Origin of the sequence: Bradyrhizobium niftali, from assembly GCF_004571025.1 — a bacterium.
Lineage (GTDB): Bacteria > Pseudomonadota > Alphaproteobacteria > Rhizobiales > Xanthobacteraceae > Bradyrhizobium > Bradyrhizobium niftali.
In genome coordinates this window covers 569,059-589,462 of the sequence record NZ_SPQT01000002.1, presented here as the reverse complement: position 1 = coordinate 589,462, position 20,404 = coordinate 569,059, and the positions used below count along the sequence as shown (strand labels likewise).

Genomic DNA, 20,404 nt, shown 5'->3' with positions numbered 1-20,404 from the left:
GTCAGATGGGACCGCGGCAATTTCAAGTGCGCCGGACTTACGCCGTCTCGGCCATCAGCTCGCGGCCGATCAGCATGCGGCGGACCTCGGATGTGCCCGCGCCGATCTCGTAGAGCTTGGCGTCGCGCCACAGACGTCCGACCGGAAATTCGGATGTGTAGCCGACGCCGCCGAGCGCCTGAATCGCCTCGCCCGCCATCCACGTCGCCTTCTCGGCGGAATAGAGGATCGCCGCCGCGGCATCCTTGCGCAGGGTCCGCGCATGGTCGGCGCGGTCGCAGGCGCGCCCCACCGCATAGACATAGGCGCGCGTGGCCTGCCAGGTCGCATACATGTCGGCGAGCTTTCCCTGCATCAGCTGGAAGTCGCCGATCGGCTGGCCGAACTGCTTGCGCTCGTGCATGTAGGGCACCACCGCGTCCATGCAGGCCGCCATGATCCCGAGCGGGCCGCCCGACAGCACCGTGCGCTCATAGTCGAGGCCGGACATCAGCACCTTGACGCCCTCGCCCACCTTGCCGAGCACATTCTCTTCCGGCACCTCGCACTCGTCGAAGAACAAGGGATAGGTGTTGGAGCCGCGCATGCCGAGCTTGTCGAGATGCTGGCCGTGGGTGAACCCCTTGAAGCCCTTCTCGACCAGGAAGGCGGTCATGCCGCGCGGGCCGGCCTCCGGATCGGTCTTGGCGTAGACGACCAGCACGTCGGCATCGCCGCCATTGGTGATCCACATCTTGGAGCCGTTGAGCACGTAGCGGTCGCCGCGCTTGTCGGCGCGCAGCTTCATCGAGACGACGTCGGAGCCGGCGCCGGGCTCGGACATCGCGAGGGCGCCGACATACTCGCCGGAGATCAGTTTCGGCAGATAGCGCTGCCGCTGCGCGTCACTGCCGTTGCGGCGGATCTGGTTGACGCAGAGGTTGGAGTGGGCGCCGTAGGAGAGCCCCACGGCCGCCGAGCCGCGCGAAATCTCCTCCATGGCGACGATATGGGCGAGATAGCCCATGTTGGAGCCGCCATATTGCTCCGGTGCGGTCATGCCGAGCAGGCCGAGGTCGCCAAGGCGCTTCCAGAGGTCCGCCGGGAACAGATTGGCCTTCTCGATCTCGGCGGCGCGGGGGGCGATCTCCGCCTCCACGAAGGCGCGCAGCGTGTCGCGCAGCATGCTGATGTCTTCGCCCAGATCGAAATCGATGCTCGGGATGTTCAAGGCGATTCCTCCGTATTCTTGTCGGGTCCGAACCTACCCCCGCCCAGGCGTCCTGGCGGTCGAAAAGGTTGCATTTTCCGCCAAGTTTGGCGAGGATTTTTCATGCCGTTCCAAGCCGCAACCGCGACGCCCCGCCGCGCCATGACCCCAGCCGCCTTCGTCCGCGGCGTGGTTGCCGCTTATGCCCTTTATGGGCGGGATCCGGCCGAAGCGTTGGGCAAGGGGCAGGTCACCGAGGACCTCGTTCGATCCCAGGACGGACGGGTGACGGCGGCCCAGTTCGAGGCGCTGGCCGGCCACGCCATGCGCGAGCTCGACGACGAGGCGCTCGGCTGGTTCTCGCGCCGGCTGCCTTGGGGAACCTATGGCATGCTGTGCCGTGCCTCGATCACGGCCCCCAATCTCGAAGTCGCGCTAAAACGCTGGTGCCGGCATCATCGCCTGCTGACCGAGGATGTGCTGTTCGAGCTCTCGCTTGGTGATGAGACCGCGACCATCTCCCTTCGCGAACAGCGCGACCTCGGCCACTTGCGCGAATTCTGCCTCGTCACCCTGCTTCGCTATGTCCTCGGCTTCTCCTGCTGGGCCGTCGATTCCGCGATCGCGCTACGTGCGGCCGAGTTTCCCTATGCCGAGCCGGGTCACGTCTCGGTCTATCCGACGATCTTCTGCAGGCACTTGAGCTTTGATGCGAATGGCGCCCGCATCGCGTTCGACAAGCATTATCTCTCGCTGCCGCTGACGCGCAGCCCGGCCGATCTCGACAACATGCTCAAGGGCGCGCTGAGGCTGACCGTGCTGCCCTATCGGCGCGACCGGCTGCTGGTCGAGCGCGTGCGTCGCGTGCTGCGCAACGCGCGCGGACGCAGTCTCGGCGCCGAGGATGTCGCAAGCGAGCTGGCGCTCTCCACCCGCACCATGCACCGGCGCCTGCGCGAGGAGGCGACCTCGCTCCGCGATCTCAAGGAAGAAGCGAAGTTCGAGCTCGCCAAGCAGGAGCTGATGCGTGGCCGCACCCCGATCAAGCGGATCGCGGAGATCGCCGGCTTCCGCAACGAGAAGAGCTTCTCGCGCGCCTTCCGCAGCTGGACCGGCGCCTCGCCGCGTGAGTTTCGCGGAAGGTATCGCTGAGGCCTGCGCGAGGCCGCGGCCCGGCAGGACTTCCCAAATCACATGTCACAGTTAGGTGAGTTTTTAATGTGTTGGTATTCGGCTTTTGTGAAATCCCCGATCGATCCACGCAAGGAAGTCCCCTATCCTGCCGCCGCCGCGACCTCCTGCAACGGCAGCGGCACGTCCTTCGCGACGCCCAGCACCGGGAAGCTGCGGACGTTCTTGACATCAGGCATCGCGGCGAAGTGCAGCAGCTGCTGGCGCATGCTCTCGACGCTCGGCGCGACGCATTTCAGGAGATAGTCGGTGTCGCCCGAAATCCGCCAGCACTGCTGGATGCGCGGGATCGCGGCAATCGAGCCCTCGAACGCCTCCAGCACCGGCTGGGCCTGGCTGCCGAGCTGGATCGACACGAACGAGACCACCTCATAGCCGAGCAGCCGCTCGTCGATGACGGCACGCACCGCCCGGATCACGCCGCGGCTGAACAGCGACTTCAACCGCCGCAGGCAGTTGGGCGCGGACACGCCGACGCGCAGCGCCAGCTCGTTGTTGCGCACCCGCCCGTCCTGCTGCAGCTCGGATAATATCTTCAGATCGACGCCGTCGAGCTGGTCACGCCCGGCCATACCCCACCTCGCCCTGAGCCTGTCATGCCTAGTGGCAGCGAAGCATGGGGTGGAATTGCTGCCAAGGGCCTCGACGGCCGCAGCGGTCCGAAGGACGGCGTCGCTTCCGCTCGCCTATGTCCCGGCCATCCAGGTGGTTCACCCTCCCACCAAAACGGATGCCCGGGACAGGCCCGGGCATGACGACGTCTTGGACGAGAATGGCCTTTAATGCGTCCAGGGCTCGCCGCGCCGGAACGAGAAATTGTCGGCATAGGCAACCGGCCGGCGGATCGAATCCTGGGGCTCGATCACCTGGTAGGCGATGCCCTTGCGCTCGCAATAGGCGACCGCCTCTTCCTTGCTCTGGAAGCGCAGCGTGATCTGCTGCTTCATGTCGCCGGACGAGGTCCAGCCCATCAGCGGCTCGACCGCGCGCGGCTGCTCCGGCTCGTAGTCGAGCTGCCATTCCCGGGTCTTGGACCGGCCGGATTGCATCGCGTTCTTGGCGGGCTTGAAAATGCGTGCGGTCATGGGTCGTCCGGGCCTTTTCGTCTTTTCGTTCGATTTCGATGCGTCAGGGTGGCAGTTGGTGGAAACCTCAGGGATAGTATAGAGACACCGATCGGGAACTGATCGGTGATTCCGGCTCCCCGGTCGCCCTCACCGACGGTATAGTCATTATGCTGCACCGTGACAATTCCGTACCCGCCTTCCGCGCCGGGATTCTGCCCGGTCGCACTGCCTCGCCGACATCAGCATATCCGTCCCCTCCGAGAGCTCCCGTCGCATGGCCTTCCTGAACATCAACGCCACGCTCCCCGAAAAGGGTCGCGATCTCAGGCTCGACCTGTTTCGCGGCGTCGCCAACTGGGCGATCTTCCTCGACCACATCCCCGAGAACGTCGTGAACTGGATCACGACCCGCAACTACGGCTTTTCCGACGCGGCCGACCTGTTCGTCTTCATCTCCGGCTACACCGCCTCCTTCGTCTATGCGCGGATGATGCTGGACCGCGGCTTCATCGTCGGCGCCACGCGTCTGACCAAGCGGGTCTGGCAGCTCTACGTCGCCCACATCATCCTGTTCGTGATCTATATCGCCTCGATCAGCTATCTGGCGCTCCGCTTCGGCGATTCAGAGATGATCAACGAGTTCAACGTCGCCGGCCTTGTCGACAACGCCACCGAGACGCTGCGGCAGGGCCTGTTCCTGCGCTTCAAGCCGCTCAATCTCGACGTGCTGCCGCTCTACATCGTGCTGATGGGACTGTTTCCGCCGGTGCTCTGGTTCATGCTGCGCAAGCCGGACGTGACGATGGTGCTGTCGATCGTGCTGTGGCTCGCCGCGCGCCATTTCGGCTGGAATCTGACGGCCTATCCGGCCGGTCAGTGGTACTTCAACCCCTATTGCTGGCAGGTGCTGTTCGTGTTCGGCGCCTGGTGCGCGATGGGCGGGGCGCGGCGCTCGATGACGCTGATTAACGCGCCGATCACGCTGTGGCTCTGCCTTGGCTATCTCCTGTTCGCGCTGATCATGACCATGGCCGGCCGCTTCCCGACCTTCGGTGGCATGTTCCCGCAATGGCTGTTCTCGGCCTTCAACCCCAACGACAAGACCAACCTAGCGCCCTACCGCTTCATCCACTTCGTCGTGATCGTGATCCTTGTGATCCGCTTCGTGCCGAAAGACTGGCCGGGCCTGGAGTGGAAGGTGTTCGATCCGCTGATCGTATGCGGCCAGCAATCGCTCGCCGTGTTCTGCGTCGGCGTGTTCCTGTCTTTCGTCGGCCATTTCGAGCTGTCGATGAGCTCGGGCTCGCTGTTCGCGCAGCTCTTCGTCAGCATCGCCGGCATCGCGATCATGACGACGGTGGCCTATTACATCTCGTGGTCTAAGCGGCAGGACAAGCCGTTGAAGCCACCGCCGGCCAAGCCTGCGGCGGCGAAGGCCGCGTGAGCTCGGCGGCAGCGATGCCGCCTCAGGCCGCCTCTTCGCCGTCGAACTCGGTGAATTTCCTGTAGATCCAGTCGCGGCCGTCGTGCCGGCGCCAGACCTTGCCATAAACGAGCTGCCCATTGATCGAGCGGCGCGGCACGATCACGGTCCAGAGGTGCCAGATTTCGGTCCAGCTCGACTGCGGACTGACGGTTTTGAAGTTGCGATCGAAAGGCATGACGCAGAACTCACAGGATACGCGTGCCGCGACGAACTGTGATCTTGTGTGAGCACGGATTCCAGGCAGCCCATCGCGAGCCGGCACCAATCTGATAACAGCCGCCAAAGTGGCCGCAACAACCGCTCGCCCTTAACCTAACCCATCAACCTTACCTGTCGCGGACCGGTGGCCGGACTGGTTGAAAGCCGGCGCCGGTTTTTCTACAATGCAAGCGTGATTTCAGAACAAGCGCGCCGTTTTCGGGACGCGTGATGAATTTGAACTGACGACGCGTTTTTTTGAGAACCAGGACTTTTTGAAAAAGACTTACTGGGACGACCACAATGAAATTACAGTGTGCATGTCTGCGCTTGGCGGTGAGATCGACGCCGCCCGTCCCGGCCGTCAGGACGTCAGCTCATGAGCCGCCAAAGGCCGCCAACGACAACCAGACGGTCTGGCCGTTCGTGCCGTTTCCGTCCGGCTGGCACGCGTCGAGCTGATTGGCCAGTTCTGAAGAACGTGACGCCTGAAAAGCGCAACGCCGCGCAAGCGGAAAATCTTCGCTTGGCGGCGTCCGTTAGGTATTGGGCGCTGAAATCCCCAACATCCATATGTCTGTGGCGACAGCCAAAGGTTCGATGAATCTTTGGTAATTGCGCGCTGGCCCGCCCGCGCCAATGCCTTGAAAAATTGCGCGGAAGTCGAGCTGCGCAAAGAACGAGTGCCAAGGCTTCAGGCCGGGGTCAGGCGCAAGCTGAGCATGCATTTCAGCACGCATACGCTGCGGCGATCGAGCCCGGCTAGACGGCGGCGCTGACGCTGGACGTGCTGTCGGATGCGTTCGTGGCAGTGCCGAGCGATCCTTGCGCGTTGTAGGTCTGTCCAGACTGATTGCCTTACTGCCTTGCGCGCTCACGGACGTCTCGACCTCGGTCGTGCCGTCGGAATAGGTGGTCGTGGTGGCGCAGCGCGGTTGCGCGCCCTATCCGCTCCTTCAACGCGCCGGGCCTGCAAAGCAGGCGTCGGCAGCGTGAGAACGTTTGATCCGGCACGCATTTTCCGCGCCGGACGGCAGCAACCAATTGCCGCACGGCGCGTTGCAGCTTTTGCCCATCCGTCCGGGGCACCGGCGCGCGCCAACGATCGGCGCGCGTGCCGTGGATGGAAGGTCATCTCGTCTCACGTCCATGTGAGCTGGAGCGCGATCGGTGAATTTCGACGCGCGAGACGAGACCAATGAACAACGGGCCGCAAGACAGGGGGAGCTGTGAGCCAGATCGATACGACCGAGAAACTCCCGGAGGCGCCGGAGCCCGAAAGCTCGCTGTTCGCAATGTGCGGACTTGGCGTCGCGGGGATCGTCATGCTGGGCTGGATCTGCGCCCTCGCCTGGATCACCTGGCGCCTGGCCGATTGGCTGTTGTTCTGATCCGCGGCTGTGGCCTTGACGTACGCGATCCCCAATCGGTCCGACGCCGCTCATCCCCGTGCGCGCTTCCTGGCGCCCGGCATCATCGTTCTCTGTCTGGCCTGTTGCTACTTCGAATACTTCGTACACTATTATTCGACGGGCATTCGGTTGGTTGAACGGGCGCAAAACCAAGCGCTGATCCTGCTTCTTTTCGGCTCCGGCCTATCTGCTTCCTTACTGGTCCGAACCTACCGGAGTCCGCTGGAGCGGATGATTGCGCAGAGCGCGACCATCTCGTCGCTCAGCTCGGGACGCCTTCCCGTCGCCCTGGCTTGTCTTGTCGCAGCATTGCTTCTGCTTAGCAAAACGGCGTTCCTGGTCTACGCGGAAGGATCGAGCCTGTACCCGTACTGGCGGGAAACAGTCGGGCGGCACCGGCTTCTTACGACCAGCAGCGCTTCGGTCGTGACAGTGCCGAAGCATCGATGGACGCCGTCTCTGCTGCTGAGTGCCGACGTGATGGTGAATACGGGATGCATCGCCAGATATTTTGGCAAAGCCGAGCTGATCGTCGTTGAGCCCCCGGCAGATTGATCGCGCTGGCGGCGAACGATCAGGGCTGCGGCAGACGGCCTCGCCCACAGCATCTTCCCAATTCGAATTTGCCCGGGAAGGAAGGACGCTCCCGCTTTGCCGTAAGTGTTTGAAATAACTGGTCGGGGCAGCTGGATTCGAACCAACGACCTGCAGTACCCAAAACTGCCGCGCTACCAGGCTGCGCTATACCCCGAATGTCCGGCGAGCCCTGTCGATACACGCTTCCCAAAGCGCCAGCAAGCTTCCTAAGAGGCGCCAGCAAGGTGCAGGCAAGGCCTTCACGGATGGCTCTATTTGCTGCCGAACAGCGGGTGGCCGACGCGGTCGCCGGGGCGGATGCCGTATTTCTGCGCCGTTCCCGCCACCACCTCCAGAACCGCCCGCGCGGGGCCCTTGGACGAGATGATCTTGGTCGACAGCGGCTCGGTATTCTCGGCAATGCGCAGGATGCGGCCGTCGGCGCGGATGAAGATCATGTCGAGCGAGACATAGGTATTCTTCATCCACATCGAGACTTCCTGCTCGGGATTGAAGTCGAACAGCATGCCTTTGCCGTCGGCCAGCTCCTTGCGGTACATCAGGCCGGTCTGCTTCTCCTCCTCGGTCGTTGCCACCTCTACCGAGAACACCTGCACGCCGCTCTTGGTGACGATCTCGAGCGGCTGAAAGCTCGCGGCGCGGACGGATCCGCCCGCCACGACAACGCCGGCGACGACCAGGATGGCGGCAAGCCAGCCCCTCGCAACGGACCAGACAGCCTTTCGATCAAACTTCATGGGATGGCACTCAGGGCGTGGGAATGGAACAGTCCTACGCGGCGACCGCCCGAAAAGCCAGAGGCGCGCCGGTCAGCCGGCGCGCCTCTGCTCACGATTGCGGGAATTGGCGATCCTGCCGCCGCTAGTGCGACTGCAGTCCAGGTGATCCGGTCTCGGGATGGATCTCGGCCGCCATCATGCCCTTGGAGCCGGGCCCGAAGCGAACCAGCACATATTGGCCGGGGCGCAATTCGGTCATGCCGAAGCGACGCAGCGTCTCCATGTGCACGAAAATGTCGGGGGTGCCCTCGCCGCAGGTCAGGAAGCCGAAGCCGCGCAGCCGGTTGAACCATTTGACCTGGGCCCGTTCCAGCCCGCTGGTCGGGGTGACCGTGACGTGGGTGCGCGGCGGCAGCATCTGCGCCGGATGGATCGCGGTCGACTCGTCCATCGAGACGACACGGAACGCCTGGTAGCCCTTGGCGCGCTGGATGCACTCGACGACGATGCGGGCGCCCTCATAGGCGGTCTGGAAGCCGTCGCGCCTGAGCACGGTCACGTGCAGCAGCACGTCCGGCCAGCCATTGTCGGGAACGATGAAGCCGTAGCCCTTGGAAGCGTCGAACCATTTGATGACGCCGTGGACTTCGACGAGGTTGGCGCTGGCTTCGCCAAGGCCGGTGAACGGGCTGAGCCCGCTCTCGCGGCCGCTGCCGTGCTCGCCCGGCGTCATGCGCCCCGGCGAAGTGCCCTGTCCGGGAACTCCAAGCTTCTTGGACTCAAATCCGTCCGACGACCCCATAACCCCGGACCCCACACTGCCATGCAACCCGCCACATTGGCGGCGCTCGAATCACGCGTCTTAAGAGAATCTTCTCAATTCGACGCGACGCGAATCTTTCGACTCAAAAGATAACACTCCCGGTTGCGACGCATAGACAAAAAAGAGATTCGCCGGAACCTATGAACAGCTTGCACAGCCGCGAATCAAACTAACGCCTCAATTGCCGACAAAGGGTCCGAGCGTTTCGCCGATGTCGTGGCGGATGACGAGGTCGGCGATGTCGTCCTGCTCGGTCGGCTCGCGATTGATGATCACCAAACGTGCACCTGCGTTCTTCGCCATCATCGGAAAGCCCGCCGCCGGCCACACCACGAGCGAGGAACCGATCGCGATGAAGAGGTCGCAGGCGCGCGACAGCGCGGTTGCGCGCTGCATCTCCTCCTCCGGCATCATCTGGCCGAACGAGATCGTGGCGGTCTTCACCGGCTCGTCGCACACGGTGCAGTTGGGGGCGCCGTCCTCGATGAAACGGCGCTTCACCCAGTCGAGCTGATAGGCCTGCCCGCATCCGATACATCGCGCATAAGTAGTATTTCCGTGAAGTTCAATCACGTGCTCGGCGGCGAAGCCCGAGGCCTGGTGCAGATTGTCGATGTTCTGGGTGATGACCGCGGGGATCTTGCCGGCACGGTAGAGCGAAGCGAGCGCGCGATGGCCGCGGCCGGGCCGTGCCGCCGCAAAGATCTCCTCCATCGCGAAGCGTCGGCGCCAGGATTCGTCGCGCGCGTCCTGGCTCGCGACGAACTCGCCGAACTCTATCGGACGATAGCGCGTCCAAATTCCGCCCGGCGAGCGGAAGTCGGGGATGCCGCATTCGGTCGAGATGCCGGCACCGGTGAACGGTACGATGGTCTTCGCCTCGGCGATCATGTCGCCGAGACGCTCGACGCCGCTGCGAAGATCCGATGCAATCAATCGCACGCCTCCCGCTTTGGTCCTGCGCTAGCTGCAAGATGCGCAAGCGGCAAGATTGTTGACGCTGTTATCAACTGCGAACGCAATGCACTCGGCAATTTTTTCCGACCTTCGCATATCACAATCCTGCAATGCCTCCTCCCCATTGACGCCCCAATCAGAAGCGCCAATGCATGTATTGATACGACTCAAGGCCCGGTGCGGCGGCAGCGCTTGAGGACTCACGTCAACACAGCCCAGTAGGCACAGCCCAATAAACGCAACCCAATAAACGCAACCCAAGTAACATCGTCCAAGTGTGAACAGAGGGGATGGACATGACCGAAGACGAACAACGCAAGATCCGTGAACGCGAAGAGATCGCCGCCCGTGTCGCCGCCTTCCGTGCCACCCAGGAGAAATTCAAGCGCGAGCGGGAAGAGTATTTCGTCTCGACGCTCGAGAACGCCCGCAAGGTCGAGCGGCCCTCGCTCTGGCCGTAGCGCTCGCCTGATCGCCACGCATGAAAAAAGCCCGGAGCATCGCTCCGGGCTTTTCACTTAGCCCACCGTTACCAGTGACGGTAATAGTGGCGGCGATAATACGGTCCGTCGCCATAATAGGCGTACGGGCCAGGACCGTAGTAGGCCGGGCCGTCATAATAGCCGTAGCCCGGACCGTAATAGCCGTAGGGGTGGGACGCAGCGATCGCGCCCGCGGTGATCGCGCCGGCGGCTAGACCGAATGCGAGGCCCGGACCGATGCCGCGACCGCGCGCCTCGGCAGGCGCAGGCGCCGCCACCGCGGTCACGCCGACGGCTGCGACGGTGGCCAGAACTGCCAGTGTCTTCTTCATGAGCTCCTCCTTCGCGTCCAGGGGAGACAACGCGGAGGCTGTTTGATGGTTGCGCGCGGCGCGGAACCGAAGCCTGTCAAAAAAATGTCGATGCGGGCGGAACGAAATCGCCGCATGTCGGTTGGACCTGCAAGTGCGAAGCCTCCGCTATCCGGTGAAGGCCAGCACGAAAGCCCCGTCAGTATCCTCCGCGATGCTGGCGGGGTTTTTAGTTCCACGGGAGCAAATGGCAGCAGGGACAACACCTGCAACGGGCGGAGCGCCGAGGAGGAAAGATTGCCGATATCCGCTTTGCTGGCTCGTATCCGCAGGCTTGTTCCCAGATCCGGCGATCAGCATTACGACGAGATCGTCCGCAATTTCGGTGTCGGCACGCTGCGCCCGCCGCCGACGCCGATGAGCGACGGCGAACTGGCGCGGGCCATCGCCGTGTTCCTCAGGGAACAGCCCTCCTCCGAGTCCGTCGCAACCCTCGGCCGCCGGCTCGACCCCTCCTCCCGGCTCTAGGGCGGACTCCCTTTCAGCTTTTTGACGGATCTCTTTTCCGCGAGCCGGAACAAAGCGCCGCGTACGCAAGTTGAGGTTGTCTTCACGCAAGTGAGGTCCGACATGCCCGTGTGGCTTGAAGTCTTGCTCAACCTGTCCGGCTATGCCGGCTTCGTCGCGCTCGCGAGCCGCGGAACTGCGTGCCCGCGCGCGAGCGCCGACGACCGGATCTACGGTGACGAGCGCTAATTGGTGTGCGGCGCCTGGCCTGCCGTGCGCACCAGCCGGTCGGCCTTGACCGCGACGCGCGTGTCCTCGAGCTGCGGCCGCAGCGAAAAACTGATCACCACGAATGCGAGGCAGAACAGCGTGCCGACGATGGCAACGCGCCGGTAGGTGTGCCGGTCGCCTTGATAAAAGGACGGCTCTGAAAATGGTGTCATGGCAAAATGGCTTCTTGGCAAAGTCGCTTCTTGTCCTTGCCAGACACCTACTCCAACGCGCGGCAAGCGCAACGCGATTGAGCTTTTAACCTAACCGAATAGGGTTATCGCTTCCCGCGCAAGCTTTCGTTAGGAGTTGGCGCAGCGCCTTTTGAACCTCGGCGAGCCGCTTCAGCCGTTGCGCGAACGCCAAGGCCTGCGAACGCCAAGGCCTTCGAACGCCAAGGCCGGCCCGCCATCCACCGACCGGCTTTGTTCCAGCTTCGCCTGCATTTCGTTCTCAAAGAACGAATCGGAATCGAAGAAATCGGCGCGAAGCAACTCTTAACAAGCGGTGTGGATATTCCCGTCATGTCGCCTCACCGAAATCGAGCGCACCGATGGCTTGCCGCTGCGCGGCCTTGCGTATGACCTTGCGTGCCTGTCAGGCCAGAACACTGCTGCGATCTCGGCGAACCTCTCGATCAACCGGCACGCATCCATGTCGCTCTCCCGTCGCGAATGTCCTGCGCGGGAGACGAGAGCGGCACGGTGCGACACCTCACGCTGTCTCGTTCTGACACGCGCGTTCGGGTCGACGTCGAGGAGCGCAACTTGTTCTGCATCCGACTCCATTTCGTTCTCGAAGAACGAATCGGAGTCGAGAAAATCAGCGCGGAGCGATTCCTAACGATCGATGAAGCGGCGTGCCGCCACGTCTTCGCCGGCAGAAATCTTCGTCGGCGAAATCCTGGGCGGCGAAATTTCGCGACCACCGCAAACGCGGTGACGACCTCGTGCTCCATCGCGGCTGATGTCGGGCCGCGCTCTCATCAAGCCGCGCGCTTCTCTTTGCTCTTCTCGGAGAAGCATTCGAGGATCTGGATGCGCAGCTCTTCTGCCGCCGGGCCCTCGACCTTCCTGAGCTGGTTCCAGAGCCTGATCACTTCGCGCTGTTTTTCGACGGTCATGAGTCACCTCCCAAGAAATTCCAAAAGAGCGATTCCAAAAGATGATGGCCCATAGGAACAAAATGAGAACAAAATGTCCAGCCCCTCGCGCGCGATTTCCACGCACATCGTCTTGAACCTTTTGGGCGCGGCAAAGACCCATCAAGGCTGGGGATTTCAGCGCCCAGTCATACGGCAGCGCCGCCTGACGAAGATACTCCGTCACCGCGGCGCTGTTGCTTTTTGGATTTTCAACCCTAGGTTTGGACTACGGCTGACGGCCAGGCGCTGAAATCCCATCGCCGTCAGTTTGGAAAGCCCCGCGCGAAAGCGCGGGGTTTTTCTCTATCTCGTCTTCGGAGGCTGAACCTTTTGCAAGGCTCGCGCGTCTCATTCCTGAAGCTTCCCCCAGGCTTCACCCCCATCAGAAAGCCCCGCTTCCCCCAGGCGGGGTTTTCGCTTTTGCGGACGTCGCGCCGCCCAAGAAAACACAAAGAGAAAAAACCAAGAGACAAAAACAAAGAGCCCCGCTCCGACGTCATCGGAACGGGGCTCTGGGCGCAGAAGCGGTGCGCGATGGCCGGATCAGACAGCGTCCTTGGCGACCTTCAGCGGCGAGGCCTTCACCGACTTGCTGGCGGGCTTCGCCGCAAACTGCATCGGCTCCTTGGTGAAGGGATTGACGCCCATGCGGGCTTCGGTCGCCGGCTTGTTCACGACCGACATCTTCACGAAACCGGGAATGACGAACTCGCCGGACTCGTTGAGCTCCTTGTAGCCGACCGTCGCCATGTACTCGATGACCGACTTCACGTCGTTCTTCGCAAGCTGCGTGCCCTCGGCAATCGCATCGATCAATTGAGTCTTGGTCATCTTCGCCATGTCAAACGTCCTTCTGAATTGGGTGCGCGCGCGCTTTGAGGGTACCGTGCCGGGCACGCGACAAAGCCGCGCAGCGCGCTTTGTGTTCATGCCAGCGGTCAGGAAGTCACCGGGCTTAGAACCCATCGGGGCCGAAAACGCAAGCCGCAGTTTGACGTGAGTTCCGCCTCTTTCGGCGGGATAACAGCGCCTGTGTCGACACGCGACGATTCGAATTCAGCAATAACCGTAGAGGGTTCTGCCGGTTCGCCGCGAGGCAGCATCGATGCCCGTATCACCCGAAGTCGCGGAAGCCCCAGGCCAGGATTCCGAACACCAGGACAACAATGCCGGCCGAGCCGACGACGACAATGAGCACGACCCTGGTACCGGAGAGGCCTGCCTGCCTTGCCCCGGCGGCGGCATAGAACAGCAAGACGAACAGCAGCGGGCCGATGAACAGCAGCATTGCCTGCTCCCTGAGACGCGGAAAGATGAGTGATCCCAAGGCGGGTTCTCTTTCGAGAGCATTTGCTGCATAGTGCCGCCATGGCCAAAACAAAAGTGACGTTTAGAGCGGTCCGGATCGCCGATGGCGACTGGAAGATCCTGGCGGACTACCCCGACCACGAACAGCGCGAAATCACCGGATTCACCAGCAAGGCGGATGCCGACGACTGGATCAACGGCGATCGCAAGATCGCGTGGCTCCGTTCCCAGGGCTACGCCAAGTGACGTAGCTGTCGCGCGCGACCGCGGCGTTCACGGGCGGTCGCAAGATACCTCATCGTGAAACCTGTGGTTCAGACCGCGTTGTTGACACTTCAGTAACCCAACGCATCCAAGCTCCCCTTGGTATCGTTGCGTTGGAGTATCCCACAGTGCTGGATTTTCACGAGCTGCGTGAACTCGCGGCCGATGTTCGCGTGTTTGTTGATGTCGCCGAAGACAAGGCCGAGGCGCTCAAAGCCGTCATCGCGGCCTATGACGTCGTGTTGGCAATCTTCCCTTCCGAAGAGGGCATGGGCCTTCATGTCATCAAGGGCAAGGAGATCCTGGACACGATCGCAAGGTCGCGGACCCATGCGAGCTACAGCCACACGGCGATTGCGGTCCCCGACCTGCAGCATGCACAAGCGCTCAAGTACTTGACCGCGCCTGTCGAGCAGCGGATTGCAGCCTAGGACGGTGAACTCGTGTCCCGGACGCGCTGCAGCGTGCAACGCTGCCGCGCAGAGCCGGCACCAGCAAGCCACACACTGCACGGCCGATAGATAGGCCCCGGCTCTGCAGCGCACCGCGGAAGGCGCGCTGCGCTGCGTCCGGGGCAAGAACGCACAGCACGACGCACTGTCGCCGCACAGCTCCCATGGCGATGACGCCCAAGCCCGACTGGCGGGATGCCTCGGCTACTGTATGGTCGGGTGTTTCTCGCGAGGGGCTGATGAAAATTGCCATTGTTATTGCCGGCTTGATCATCGTTGCCGTTGCCGCCCTCGTGGCTATCCAGCCAGGCTTTTTGAAGCCTGCATCGCTGTCCCTGGTGAAAAAGTCCGACATCCTCGGCTTTTCCCCCGGGATGACATTCGACGAAGCAAACAAGGTCGTCACGCAACGCCGCTACCGCTGCCGCCAGCTTCGCGGGTCCTACACCCTCGAATGCGCTGTCGATGGCGCCAAGCTCACGATCGATGGCGACGACGTCGACGCCAAGCACCCCATCTGGCGCGTCCATGCGGTGCTGAGTAATCCGGGGCCGCAAGACGCCGCCGTCAAATCGATCTCCGACCAGTTCAACGCCCAGCCGACCGGGGACCCCCGAGAGGGATGGATCTGGACCGTCGGCCGCGGGCTGAAGCTTAGCTACGACGGCATCGCCTTGAAGCTCGTGGACGAGGCTGAGGAGGCCCGGCTCGGCAAAGAGGGATCAAAGCGCTAGGGACGCTGCGCTGGCGTCAATTAAGTGCACTGTCAACGTAACACTAGACTTACCCGATCACGCGTGCGCCACTGTCATTCAGCCTTGATGTTGGCGTCCTTGATGATCTGCTGATACTTCGCCATCTCGTCCTTGATGTAGGCGGCGAAATAATCCGGCGTGGAGCCGAGCGGTTCGAATCCGAGAAGCGCGAAGCGTTCCCTCACCTCCGGCCGCTGCACGATCCTGGCGACCTCGGCTTGAATTGTCGTGACGAGGTCAGCGGGCAAGCCCTTCGGGCCCCACAGGCCGTACCAGGAGCCGAAATCGAAACCCTTCATGCCGGACTCGGCCACGGTCGGAATCTCCGGAGCGATGTCGATGCGCTTGGTGCTGGTGATGGCCAGCGCCTTGATGCTTCCGGCTTTCGCCAGCGGCAGCGAGGACAGGATCGGATCGGCGATCAACTGCACCTGGCCGCTCATCAGGTCCGTCAGTGCCGGGCTTGCGCCCTTGTAGGGCACCACCAGGGTGTCGACACCGGCATCGCGCTTGAGCAGTTCGATCGCCATGTGCCCGGCCGAGCCGAAGCTCGATGTCGCGAAGGTGTATTTGTTGGGATCCTTGCGAACCAGGTCGAAGAAGTCCTTGAGAGTCTTGGCGGGCGTCTGCGCATTGGTGCTGACGATCAGCGGTCCGCTGGCCACCAGCGAAATCGGCGTGAAGTCGGTGACCACGTCGTAGGGAACGGCCTTGTGCAGGAACGGCGTCACCACATGGATCGACGCGGTCAGCATCAGCGTGTAGCCATCCGGTGCGGCCTTGGCGACATAGTTCGCCCCGACGATGCCGCCGGCGCCACCGGCGCGGTTCTCGACGATGAAACTCTGCCCGTACGACTCGGTCAGCTTTTGCGCGAGAAGGCGCGCGACGCCGTCGACTGATCCCCCGGCGGGATAGGGCACCACGACGGTCACCACCCGGCTCGGATAGGTCTCGGCCTCGACCGGCGCCGTGGCAAGCCCGAACAGGGCCGTGCCCAGCAGGGCAAGGACATCAAGTCGTTTCATCGAGGATCCTCTCAAACGTCGCGTTGGAAGATGCCCCGGGTCGCTTCCCCCGTCGAATATGTTTTGGCCGGAGACGAACCCGGCATGGAGCGGCGTATGGAGATGCCGAACCCCGCCCTGTGCAACAGCCTGAGTCCAATCAGCGAAGCCGTCAACACATGCGATGAAATAATTGTCAGCGACGGTACGCGGACATCAAAAGCCAGACAGCGCAGTGACGATCACGATTGAGGCTATAGCCGTCAGACCGAGAAGCAGCCCTATGACGACCTTCGCTGCTCGGCTCGGAATCTTAGCATCAAGCCAGGTCGCCAACTTCTGAAACAGCGCGAAGCCCCAGTCCGAAATGAAGGACCTCACAATTGGCGCCAGCAGATCGTGGACGACCTTTTCCATGCCGTTTGGTCGTCACCAAGCTGGTAGGGGTTCAAATGCCGCCAACCTAACCATTTCGGTTGGCAAGCTCTGAATTACGGTGACAGTGCACTAAATTGATTCACGATCGCCACCCTTCTGACTCCGGGGGCTTCGGCCGGCAGCTTGGCGGGAGCGCCAATTGAGTGCACTGTCACCGTAATTGCATCGCCCACCCGGCCGGCTCTGCGGGTTCAGTGCACGCTTGGCGGACAGCGCCAATTGAATGCACTTTCACCGTACTTCTTGCGGCATGGTTTGCGTGCCGTGCGACCGGCATGATAGCCAGACGGCCCAACCGAGACAATTCATGACACGCAAGAACGTCTATCCGTTCGTACTCGCAGTCCTGATGTTCGCAGGTTCGGCTCGCCTATCGGTGTTCGTCACGTGGCTGGGATTTCCCGACGGATTCATGTCTCAGCTGGACCGCGCCGAGCAGCAATTGGCTATCTGCCTGACCTGGTTCAGCCTCGCTTTCGGGATCGGATTCCTTGGCCTCGGCGCATGGTCATTCCGTGCAGATGTGAGGAAGCCGCTGACATATGCGAGTATCCTCGTCCTGCTCGTTGCTGCGGGCTCTGTCGCGCTTGATCTGCATTTTCGAAGCTACATGATGGACAGCGCCGGCGGCTGAACGTCCGTACGGTGTGAGCGAGGTATGGATCTTCGCACTACGGGAATTACGGAATTACGAGAATTGCGGTGACAGTGCACTAAATTGATTCACGATCGCCACCCTTCTGACTCCAGGGGGCTTCGGTCGGCAGGGGATAATTCACTCCCGCATGTCCCTGGTCGCGAAGTGGCATCCAAACGCCACCAGGGCCAGAGTAAACGATGAGCCGAGCAGAATTCGCAGAGCCAGTTCTGTCCCCTCGCTCACATACCTGACGTCGTGCCGGTGCGCGTAACGCTCGGGATGTGCGGCATCGGGCGCTTGAGGAGAGCTCGTCAAAAGCACAAGCCACGCGACGGTCCCGCAGATCGCTGCAACCCTCGCTATCTCTCCGATCCTTTGAAGCCAGCGTTTCATGCTGCCCTCAGCAGCTTCAAAACGCTGAGAATGGCGAAAGCACCGAGACCATAGGTCAGTGCATTCACGACCCAGGAAATAGCGATCCCTGCGAAGGCGCTGCCTCCGACCGCTCCCCAGAAAAAATAGGCTGCGGTGACGCCAGGCCACTCCAGCGAAAGAAAAGCGTAGTCGGTTAGCGGCTCCAGGACGAGCAGCCCTGACGAGATGAGCGCCCCGATGGCCAATGCGATGATGAGGTTCGCCTTCACGGAGGGCATCACAACCCCAGCAGGCCGGCGACAACAGGAATAAGGAAATAGGCGGCGATCCCGAGAACGCCGCCTACGACAAAGCGTGCGGCGCGGCCGTGAATCTTCGTATCGAGCCACGCACAAATAGCCACCGCAGCCTGTCTCAGCCAGCTACCGACGAGGCTTTTGATGAGATCAAACAGGAGTTCTGCAAGGATCGCGGCCATTGCGTTTAGTCGCCCCGCCTCCGGTGGGGTTCAACTGCCGAGGGTTCGGGCATTTTCGGTTGGCAAGCATCGGGGTACGGCGCAAGAGCGGAAATTTGGCGAGCTGGCAGCCACAAATTGAGCGCTTAGCGAAGGAGCTGCCTCAGCTTGGGATTGTGCGGTGACCGTGCATTGAGTGTATTCGCCGCCGCCGGCCATGGCTCTAGTTCAACGCTTTGCTGGTTGACCTCACAGCCCCATTTCACCCTCACGCGCATGTGCAAACGCCCCCTGCCCCTTGTCGCATTTTGCTGCTATTCATCGCCCCCGCCCGAAACCAAAAACCCTCCATCCGTTCAAGGGAGCAACAACCATGCGATATCTCCACACCATGCTGCGCGTGCGCAATCTCGATGTCGCGCTGAAGTTTTACCAGGATGCGCTGGGCTTGAAGGAGGTGCGGCGGATCGAGAACGACAAGGGGCGTTTCACGCTCGTCTTCCTGTGCTCGGCTGACGATCTCGAGGCGCTGAAGAAGCAGCCCTCGAGCCGCGGCGCGCCGCTGGTCGAGCTCACCTACAATTGGGACGAGGAGAAGTACGGCGAGGACCGCTTCTTCGGCCATCTCGCCTATGAGGTCGACGACATCTATGCCACTTGCGAGAAGCTGATGAAGGCCGGTGTCACCATCAATCGCCCGCCGCGCGACGGCAACATGGCCTTCGTCCGCTCGCCCGATCTGCACTCGATCGAGCTGCTCCAGAAGGGCGAGCCGAAAGCGCCGCAGGAGCCGTGGTCGTCGATGCCGAACACCGGCCACTGGTAGGGCCTTTTCCATAGGAACAAGCCCTCACCGCGCACGTTCACTCCTCGACAAATATGATTGGAGGAGGACGCAATGGGACGAGGATTGTTGTTGTGGATGCTGGGCGTGCCGATCCCGGTGATCATTCTGCTGTGGCTGTTCTTCGGCCACTGACGAACTGGTTCAACCTGCAATGAAAGCTCTGCCCATGGCGGAGCTTTTTGCATGAGGGGCGCGCCGCAATCGCCGTCGTCCGACACAGGAAATTCCGCTATCACCCGCACAACTGAGAACGCCGCGGGAGGAGCTTCATGCCTGACACCAAGCTGACGATCTGGGGCCGCGCCAATTCGGTCAACGTGCAGAAGGTGCTGTGGTGCCTCACCGAGCTCGGCCTGCCCTACGAGCGCATCGATGCTGGCATGCAATACGGCAAGACCCGCGAGGCCGAGTATCTCGCGATGAACCTGAATGCGCGGATCCCGACGCTGGTCGAGGGCGACTTCGTGCTGTGGGAATCGAATTCCATCATGCGCTATCTCTGCCTCGCGCATGGACGCGGCACGCCGATCTATCCGGAAGCGCCGAAGCTGCGCACGTCCGTCGACCGCTGGCTCGACTGGACGCTGTCGGCGGTGCAGCCGGTCGACCGCCCGGTGTTCTGGGGCATCGTGCGCACGGCACCCGCCGAGCGCGACATGATCCAGGTGCAGCGCGATGCCGATGCCGCCGCCGAGGTCTGGGCGATCGCCGACCGCCTGCTCTCCACGCGCCGCTTCATGGAGGGCGAGCAGTTCACGCTCGCCGATATCGCGATCGGCTCCTATGCGCGGCGCTGGCTCGGCGTCGAGGGCATCACCCGGCCGGCGCAGCCTAACCTGACGCGCTGGCTTGCCGAGCTCGGCAAACGCCCCGGATTTGCACAGTTTGTCGCGCCGCCTATGTCGTGAGCCGCTGATGCGGCTTAAGCTGCGATGAGCATGCGATGAATCGCCGTTTTGGCGCGGCCGGCCGGCGTCACGCCCGCACTTGACGGCTACTGTGCATGGGGTTGTTTTCGCATTTTTTTGTTTTGAGGGGGCGGCCTAGCCCCAGCCGCGCTCGACCAGCAGCACGCAGATGATCAGCACCAGCGTCACGACCGCGGTGGCGAGCCGCGCGGTCCAGCTCAGGCCGCGGCCGACCCACCACAGCAGCGCGCAATACATCAGCACGGGGACGACGATATCGAGGCGCAACAGATCCGGCGGCATGCGGCTCAACGCCGGACCGCGGCATCGCCGCGGATCGAGCCGCCGACCTTCACGCAGGTCCCGGTTGCCTCGATCATGGTGAAGCCAACTCCATACGAGGCGCAGGAATTCGCCTTCGCCGTCCCGCCCGTGCCCTTCAGCGGCAAGGTCTTGCCCGCCTGCGGCCGCTCGGCGGCCGGAAGGCGCGGGCGATCGGCCGCGGCCGCGGACGTGGCCAGCAACGAGATCAGGATGAGGAGCGGCGTGCGCATCCCGGCGTTCTAGCCCGGCGAGGCGGCGCGCGCCATGCGGCTAGCG

Annotated in this window: 31 protein-coding genes and 1 tRNA gene; 13 read left to right on the top strand and 19 right to left on the bottom strand. The window is 62.5% G+C overall.

Annotation, left to right across the window (positions count from 1 at the left end; genetic code table 11):
* Nucleotides 1-37: 37 nt before the first annotated feature.
* Nucleotides 38-1,165 carry an isovaleryl-CoA dehydrogenase gene (locus tag E4K65_RS08090; protein ID WP_135173792.1) on the bottom strand — a complete coding sequence of 376 codons (1,128 nt, stop codon included), beginning with the start codon at nucleotides 1,163-1,165 and terminating at the stop codon, nucleotides 38-40.
* A gap of 147 nt (nucleotides 1,166-1,312) precedes the next feature.
* On the opposite strand from E4K65_RS08090, the gene E4K65_RS08085 reads away from it, so the two are divergent.
* A complete protein-coding gene (locus tag E4K65_RS08085) occupies nucleotides 1,313-2,341 on the top strand; it encodes an AraC family transcriptional regulator (RefSeq protein WP_135173663.1) in 1,029 nt (342 codons plus the stop codon).
* Between the two features lie 122 nt (nucleotides 2,342-2,463).
* On the opposite strand, the gene E4K65_RS08080 is transcribed toward E4K65_RS08085, so the two are convergent.
* Both E4K65_RS08080 and E4K65_RS08075 read right to left on the bottom strand, forming a co-directional pair.
* A complete protein-coding gene (locus tag E4K65_RS08080) occupies nucleotides 2,464-2,952 on the bottom strand; it encodes an Lrp/AsnC family transcriptional regulator (protein WP_027542695.1) in 489 nt (162 codons plus the stop codon).
* Nucleotides 2,953-3,159: 207 nt separating this feature from the next.
* Nucleotides 3,160-3,465 (bottom strand): ETC complex I subunit, encoded by a 306-nt coding sequence (locus tag E4K65_RS08075; protein WP_092182237.1) that lies wholly within the window; start codon nucleotides 3,463-3,465, stop codon nucleotides 3,160-3,162.
* A 256-nt stretch (nucleotides 3,466-3,721) separates the two neighbouring features.
* On the opposite strand from E4K65_RS08075, the gene E4K65_RS08070 reads away from it, so the two are divergent.
* Complete coding sequence (locus E4K65_RS08070) at nucleotides 3,722-4,891, top strand: OpgC domain-containing protein (RefSeq protein ID WP_135173662.1); 1,170 nt, start codon at nucleotides 3,722-3,724, stop codon at nucleotides 4,889-4,891.
* A gap of 22 nt (nucleotides 4,892-4,913) precedes the next feature.
* On the opposite strand, the gene E4K65_RS08065 is transcribed toward E4K65_RS08070, so the two are convergent.
* A complete protein-coding gene (locus tag E4K65_RS08065) occupies nucleotides 4,914-5,108 on the bottom strand; it encodes a hypothetical protein (protein ID WP_027542692.1) in 195 nt (64 codons plus the stop codon).
* Between the two features lie 1,252 nt (nucleotides 5,109-6,360).
* Here E4K65_RS08065 and E4K65_RS08060 point away from each other — a divergent pair.
* Both E4K65_RS08060 and E4K65_RS08055 read left to right on the top strand, forming a co-directional pair.
* Nucleotides 6,361-6,522 (top strand): RNA-binding protein, encoded by a 162-nt coding sequence (locus tag E4K65_RS08060; protein WP_135173661.1) that lies wholly within the window; start codon nucleotides 6,361-6,363, stop codon nucleotides 6,520-6,522.
* A gap of 15 nt (nucleotides 6,523-6,537) precedes the next feature.
* Nucleotides 6,538-7,098, top strand: a complete 561-nt coding sequence (locus tag E4K65_RS08055; RefSeq protein WP_135173660.1) for a hypothetical protein — start codon at nucleotides 6,538-6,540, stop codon at nucleotides 7,096-7,098.
* A gap of 119 nt (nucleotides 7,099-7,217) precedes the next feature.
* Here E4K65_RS08055 and E4K65_RS08050 read toward each other — a convergent pair.
* The 4 genes from E4K65_RS08050 to E4K65_RS08035 form a co-directional block, all read right to left on the bottom strand.
* Nucleotides 7,218-7,294 (bottom strand) — tRNA-Pro (locus E4K65_RS08050).
* Between the two features lie 97 nt (nucleotides 7,295-7,391).
* Nucleotides 7,392-7,877: a DUF192 domain-containing protein gene (locus E4K65_RS08045; RefSeq protein ID WP_135173659.1), complete on the bottom strand. Its 486-nt coding sequence runs from the start codon at nucleotides 7,875-7,877 to the stop codon at nucleotides 7,392-7,394.
* A gap of 124 nt (nucleotides 7,878-8,001) precedes the next feature.
* Entirely contained in the window at nucleotides 8,002-8,661 is a 660-nt protein-coding gene (locus E4K65_RS08040) for a cold-shock protein (protein WP_027542689.1), read from the bottom strand.
* Nucleotides 8,662-8,859: 198 nt separating this feature from the next.
* Nucleotides 8,860-9,618 carry an SIR2 family NAD-dependent protein deacylase gene (locus E4K65_RS08035; protein WP_167770613.1) on the bottom strand — a complete coding sequence of 253 codons (759 nt, stop codon included), beginning with the start codon at nucleotides 9,616-9,618 and terminating at the stop codon, nucleotides 8,860-8,862.
* A gap of 317 nt (nucleotides 9,619-9,935) precedes the next feature.
* On the opposite strand from E4K65_RS08035, the gene E4K65_RS47055 reads away from it, so the two are divergent.
* Nucleotides 9,936-10,100 carry a hypothetical protein gene (locus tag E4K65_RS47055; RefSeq protein ID WP_164933808.1) on the top strand — a complete coding sequence of 55 codons (165 nt, stop codon included), beginning with the start codon at nucleotides 9,936-9,938 and terminating at the stop codon, nucleotides 10,098-10,100.
* A gap of 68 nt (nucleotides 10,101-10,168) precedes the next feature.
* Here the strand turns inward: E4K65_RS47055 and E4K65_RS08030 are convergent, their stop codons facing one another.
* Nucleotides 10,169-10,453: a hypothetical protein gene (locus tag E4K65_RS08030; RefSeq protein ID WP_027542687.1), complete on the bottom strand. Its 285-nt coding sequence runs from the start codon at nucleotides 10,451-10,453 to the stop codon at nucleotides 10,169-10,171.
* Between the two features lie 276 nt (nucleotides 10,454-10,729).
* On the opposite strand from E4K65_RS08030, the gene E4K65_RS08025 reads away from it, so the two are divergent.
* Both E4K65_RS08025 and E4K65_RS49465 read left to right on the top strand, forming a co-directional pair.
* Nucleotides 10,730-10,960, top strand: a complete 231-nt coding sequence (locus E4K65_RS08025) for a hypothetical protein (protein WP_135173657.1) — start codon at nucleotides 10,730-10,732, stop codon at nucleotides 10,958-10,960.
* A gap of 102 nt (nucleotides 10,961-11,062) precedes the next feature.
* The gene (locus E4K65_RS49465; protein WP_135173656.1) at nucleotides 11,063-11,188 is read left to right on the top strand and encodes a hypothetical protein; all 126 of its coding nucleotides are present in this window, start codon (nucleotides 11,063-11,065) and stop codon (nucleotides 11,186-11,188) included.
* Here E4K65_RS49465 and E4K65_RS08015 read toward each other — a convergent pair.
* From E4K65_RS08015 to E4K65_RS47045, 4 genes are all read right to left on the bottom strand, one after another.
* Nucleotides 11,185-11,382 (bottom strand): hypothetical protein, encoded by a 198-nt coding sequence (locus E4K65_RS08015; protein WP_027542685.1) that lies wholly within the window; start codon nucleotides 11,380-11,382, stop codon nucleotides 11,185-11,187. The genes E4K65_RS49465 and E4K65_RS08015 overlap by 4 nt on opposite strands.
* An 812-nt stretch (nucleotides 11,383-12,194) precedes the next feature.
* A complete protein-coding gene (locus E4K65_RS47050) occupies nucleotides 12,195-12,332 on the bottom strand; it encodes a hypothetical protein (RefSeq protein ID WP_167770612.1) in 138 nt (45 codons plus the stop codon).
* A gap of 564 nt (nucleotides 12,333-12,896) precedes the next feature.
* Nucleotides 12,897-13,193 carry an HU family DNA-binding protein gene (locus tag E4K65_RS08005; protein WP_027542683.1) on the bottom strand — a complete coding sequence of 99 codons (297 nt, stop codon included), beginning with the start codon at nucleotides 13,191-13,193 and terminating at the stop codon, nucleotides 12,897-12,899.
* A gap of 274 nt (nucleotides 13,194-13,467) precedes the next feature.
* Nucleotides 13,468-13,641, bottom strand: a complete 174-nt coding sequence (locus tag E4K65_RS47045; RefSeq protein ID WP_167770611.1) for a hypothetical protein — start codon at nucleotides 13,639-13,641, stop codon at nucleotides 13,468-13,470.
* 80 nt (nucleotides 13,642-13,721) lie between these two features.
* On the opposite strand from E4K65_RS47045, the gene E4K65_RS08000 reads away from it, so the two are divergent.
* The 3 genes from E4K65_RS08000 to E4K65_RS07990 all read left to right on the top strand — a co-directional run bounded on the left by E4K65_RS08000 (nucleotide 13,722) and on the right by E4K65_RS07990 (nucleotide 15,111).
* A complete protein-coding gene (locus E4K65_RS08000; protein WP_027542681.1) occupies nucleotides 13,722-13,907 on the top strand; it encodes a hypothetical protein in 186 nt (61 codons plus the stop codon).
* A gap of 146 nt (nucleotides 13,908-14,053) precedes the next feature.
* On the top strand, nucleotides 14,054-14,356 hold the full coding sequence (locus E4K65_RS07995) for a hypothetical protein (RefSeq protein WP_027542680.1): 303 nt from the start codon (nucleotides 14,054-14,056) through the stop codon (nucleotides 14,354-14,356).
* Nucleotides 14,357-14,616: 260 nt separating this feature from the next.
* On the top strand, nucleotides 14,617-15,111 hold the full coding sequence (locus tag E4K65_RS07990) for a hypothetical protein (RefSeq protein ID WP_135173655.1): 495 nt from the start codon (nucleotides 14,617-14,619) through the stop codon (nucleotides 15,109-15,111).
* A 74-nt stretch (nucleotides 15,112-15,185) separates the two neighbouring features.
* On the opposite strand, the gene E4K65_RS07985 is transcribed toward E4K65_RS07990, so the two are convergent.
* Both E4K65_RS07985 and E4K65_RS07980 read right to left on the bottom strand, forming a co-directional pair.
* Nucleotides 15,186-16,160, bottom strand: coding sequence for a Bug family tripartite tricarboxylate transporter substrate binding protein (locus E4K65_RS07985; protein ID WP_135173654.1), 975 nt, complete (start codon nucleotides 16,158-16,160; stop codon nucleotides 15,186-15,188).
* Between the two features lie 195 nt (nucleotides 16,161-16,355).
* Entirely contained in the window at nucleotides 16,356-16,556 is a 201-nt protein-coding gene (locus tag E4K65_RS07980; protein WP_135173653.1) for a hypothetical protein, read from the bottom strand.
* A 328-nt stretch (nucleotides 16,557-16,884) separates the two neighbouring features.
* On the opposite strand from E4K65_RS07980, the gene E4K65_RS07975 reads away from it, so the two are divergent.
* Nucleotides 16,885-17,211, top strand: a complete 327-nt coding sequence (locus E4K65_RS07975; protein WP_135173652.1) for a hypothetical protein — start codon at nucleotides 16,885-16,887, stop codon at nucleotides 17,209-17,211.
* Between the two features lie 395 nt (nucleotides 17,212-17,606).
* Here E4K65_RS07975 and E4K65_RS07965 read toward each other — a convergent pair whose 3' ends face one another.
* Together E4K65_RS07965 and E4K65_RS07960 are read right to left on the bottom strand one after the other, a co-directional pair.
* On the bottom strand, nucleotides 17,607-17,870 hold the full coding sequence (locus E4K65_RS07965) for a hypothetical protein (RefSeq protein WP_135173650.1): 264 nt from the start codon (nucleotides 17,868-17,870) through the stop codon (nucleotides 17,607-17,609).
* Nucleotides 17,870-18,070, bottom strand: coding sequence for a hypothetical protein (locus E4K65_RS07960; RefSeq protein ID WP_135173649.1), 201 nt, complete (start codon nucleotides 18,068-18,070; stop codon nucleotides 17,870-17,872). The genes E4K65_RS07965 and E4K65_RS07960 overlap by 1 nt, the downstream gene beginning before the upstream one ends.
* Before the next feature lie 352 nt (nucleotides 18,071-18,422).
* Between E4K65_RS07960 and E4K65_RS07955 the strand changes: the two genes are divergently transcribed.
* Nucleotides 18,423-18,875 (top strand): VOC family protein, encoded by a 453-nt coding sequence (locus tag E4K65_RS07955; protein ID WP_027542672.1) that lies wholly within the window; start codon nucleotides 18,423-18,425, stop codon nucleotides 18,873-18,875.
* Nucleotides 18,876-19,165: 290 nt separating this feature from the next.
* Nucleotides 19,166-19,804 carry a glutathione S-transferase family protein gene (locus E4K65_RS07950; RefSeq protein WP_135173648.1) on the top strand — a complete coding sequence of 213 codons (639 nt, stop codon included), beginning with the start codon at nucleotides 19,166-19,168 and terminating at the stop codon, nucleotides 19,802-19,804.
* A 135-nt stretch (nucleotides 19,805-19,939) separates the two neighbouring features.
* On the opposite strand, the gene E4K65_RS07945 is transcribed toward E4K65_RS07950, so the two are convergent.
* Together E4K65_RS07945 and E4K65_RS07940 are read right to left on the bottom strand one after the other, a co-directional pair.
* Nucleotides 19,940-20,107, bottom strand: coding sequence for a hypothetical protein (locus tag E4K65_RS07945; protein ID WP_135173647.1), 168 nt, complete (start codon nucleotides 20,105-20,107; stop codon nucleotides 19,940-19,942).
* Nucleotides 20,108-20,112: 5 nt separating this feature from the next.
* Nucleotides 20,113-20,358, bottom strand: a complete 246-nt coding sequence (locus E4K65_RS07940; RefSeq protein WP_135173646.1) for a porin — start codon at nucleotides 20,356-20,358, stop codon at nucleotides 20,113-20,115.
* Nucleotides 20,359-20,404 lie beyond the last annotated feature (46 nt).

Excerpts from the sequence above, each read along its gene's own strand:
- E4K65_RS08085 (WP_135173663.1), top strand. The coding sequence starts at position 1,313 with ATGCCGTTCCAAGCCGCAACCGCGACGCCCCGCCGCGCCATGACCCCA.
- E4K65_RS08005 (WP_027542683.1), bottom strand. The coding sequence starts at position 13,193 with ATGGCGAAGATGACCAAGACTCAATTGATCGATGCGATTGCCGAGGGC.
- E4K65_RS08075 (WP_092182237.1), bottom strand. The coding sequence starts at position 3,465 with ATGACCGCACGCATTTTCAAGCCCGCCAAGAACGCGATGCAATCCGGC.
- E4K65_RS08030 (WP_027542687.1), bottom strand. The coding sequence starts at position 10,453 with ATGAAGAAGACACTGGCAGTTCTGGCCACCGTCGCAGCCGTCGGCGTG.
- E4K65_RS07960 (WP_135173649.1), bottom strand. The coding sequence starts at position 18,070 with ATGGCCGCGATCCTTGCAGAACTCCTGTTTGATCTCATCAAAAGCCTC.
- E4K65_RS07985 (WP_135173654.1), bottom strand. The coding sequence starts at position 16,160 with ATGAAACGACTTGATGTCCTTGCCCTGCTGGGCACGGCCCTGTTCGGG.
- E4K65_RS49465 (WP_135173656.1), top strand. The coding sequence starts at position 11,063 with ATGCCCGTGTGGCTTGAAGTCTTGCTCAACCTGTCCGGCTATGCCGGC.
- E4K65_RS07990 (WP_135173655.1), top strand. The coding sequence starts at position 14,617 with ATGAAAATTGCCATTGTTATTGCCGGCTTGATCATCGTTGCCGTTGCC.
- E4K65_RS08090 (WP_135173792.1), bottom strand. The coding sequence starts at position 1,165 with ATGCTGCGCGACACGCTGCGCGCCTTCGTGGAGGCGGAGATCGCCCCC.
- E4K65_RS07980 (WP_135173653.1), bottom strand. The coding sequence starts at position 16,556 with ATGGAAAAGGTCGTCCACGATCTGCTGGCGCCAATTGTGAGGTCCTTC.
- E4K65_RS08070 (WP_135173662.1), top strand. The coding sequence starts at position 3,722 with ATGGCCTTCCTGAACATCAACGCCACGCTCCCCGAAAAGGGTCGCGAT.
- E4K65_RS08065 (WP_027542692.1), bottom strand. The coding sequence starts at position 5,108 with ATGCCTTTCGATCGCAACTTCAAAACCGTCAGTCCGCAGTCGAGCTGG.
- E4K65_RS07955 (WP_027542672.1), top strand. The coding sequence starts at position 18,423 with ATGCGATATCTCCACACCATGCTGCGCGTGCGCAATCTCGATGTCGCG.
- E4K65_RS08045 (WP_135173659.1), bottom strand. The coding sequence starts at position 7,877 with ATGAAGTTTGATCGAAAGGCTGTCTGGTCCGTTGCGAGGGGCTGGCTT.
- E4K65_RS08080 (WP_027542695.1), bottom strand. The coding sequence starts at position 2,952 with ATGGCCGGGCGTGACCAGCTCGACGGCGTCGATCTGAAGATATTATCC.
- E4K65_RS07940 (WP_135173646.1), bottom strand. The coding sequence starts at position 20,358 with ATGCGCACGCCGCTCCTCATCCTGATCTCGTTGCTGGCCACGTCCGCG.
- E4K65_RS07950 (WP_135173648.1), top strand. The coding sequence starts at position 19,166 with ATGCCTGACACCAAGCTGACGATCTGGGGCCGCGCCAATTCGGTCAAC.
- E4K65_RS08040 (WP_027542689.1), bottom strand. The coding sequence starts at position 8,661 with ATGGGGTCGTCGGACGGATTTGAGTCCAAGAAGCTTGGAGTTCCCGGA.
- E4K65_RS08015 (WP_027542685.1), bottom strand. The coding sequence starts at position 11,382 with ATGACACCATTTTCAGAGCCGTCCTTTTATCAAGGCGACCGGCACACC.
- E4K65_RS07965 (WP_135173650.1), bottom strand. The coding sequence starts at position 17,870 with ATGCCCTCCGTGAAGGCGAACCTCATCATCGCATTGGCCATCGGGGCG.
- E4K65_RS07975 (WP_135173652.1), top strand. The coding sequence starts at position 16,885 with ATGACACGCAAGAACGTCTATCCGTTCGTACTCGCAGTCCTGATGTTC.
- E4K65_RS08000 (WP_027542681.1), top strand. The coding sequence starts at position 13,722 with ATGGCCAAAACAAAAGTGACGTTTAGAGCGGTCCGGATCGCCGATGGC.
- E4K65_RS07945 (WP_135173647.1), bottom strand. The coding sequence starts at position 20,107 with ATGCCGCCGGATCTGTTGCGCCTCGATATCGTCGTCCCCGTGCTGATG.
- E4K65_RS47050 (WP_167770612.1), bottom strand. The coding sequence starts at position 12,332 with ATGACCGTCGAAAAACAGCGCGAAGTGATCAGGCTCTGGAACCAGCTC.
- E4K65_RS47045 (WP_167770611.1), bottom strand. The coding sequence starts at position 13,641 with ATGCTGCTGTTCATCGGCCCGCTGCTGTTCGTCTTGCTGTTCTATGCC.
- E4K65_RS47055 (WP_164933808.1), top strand. The coding sequence starts at position 9,936 with ATGACCGAAGACGAACAACGCAAGATCCGTGAACGCGAAGAGATCGCC.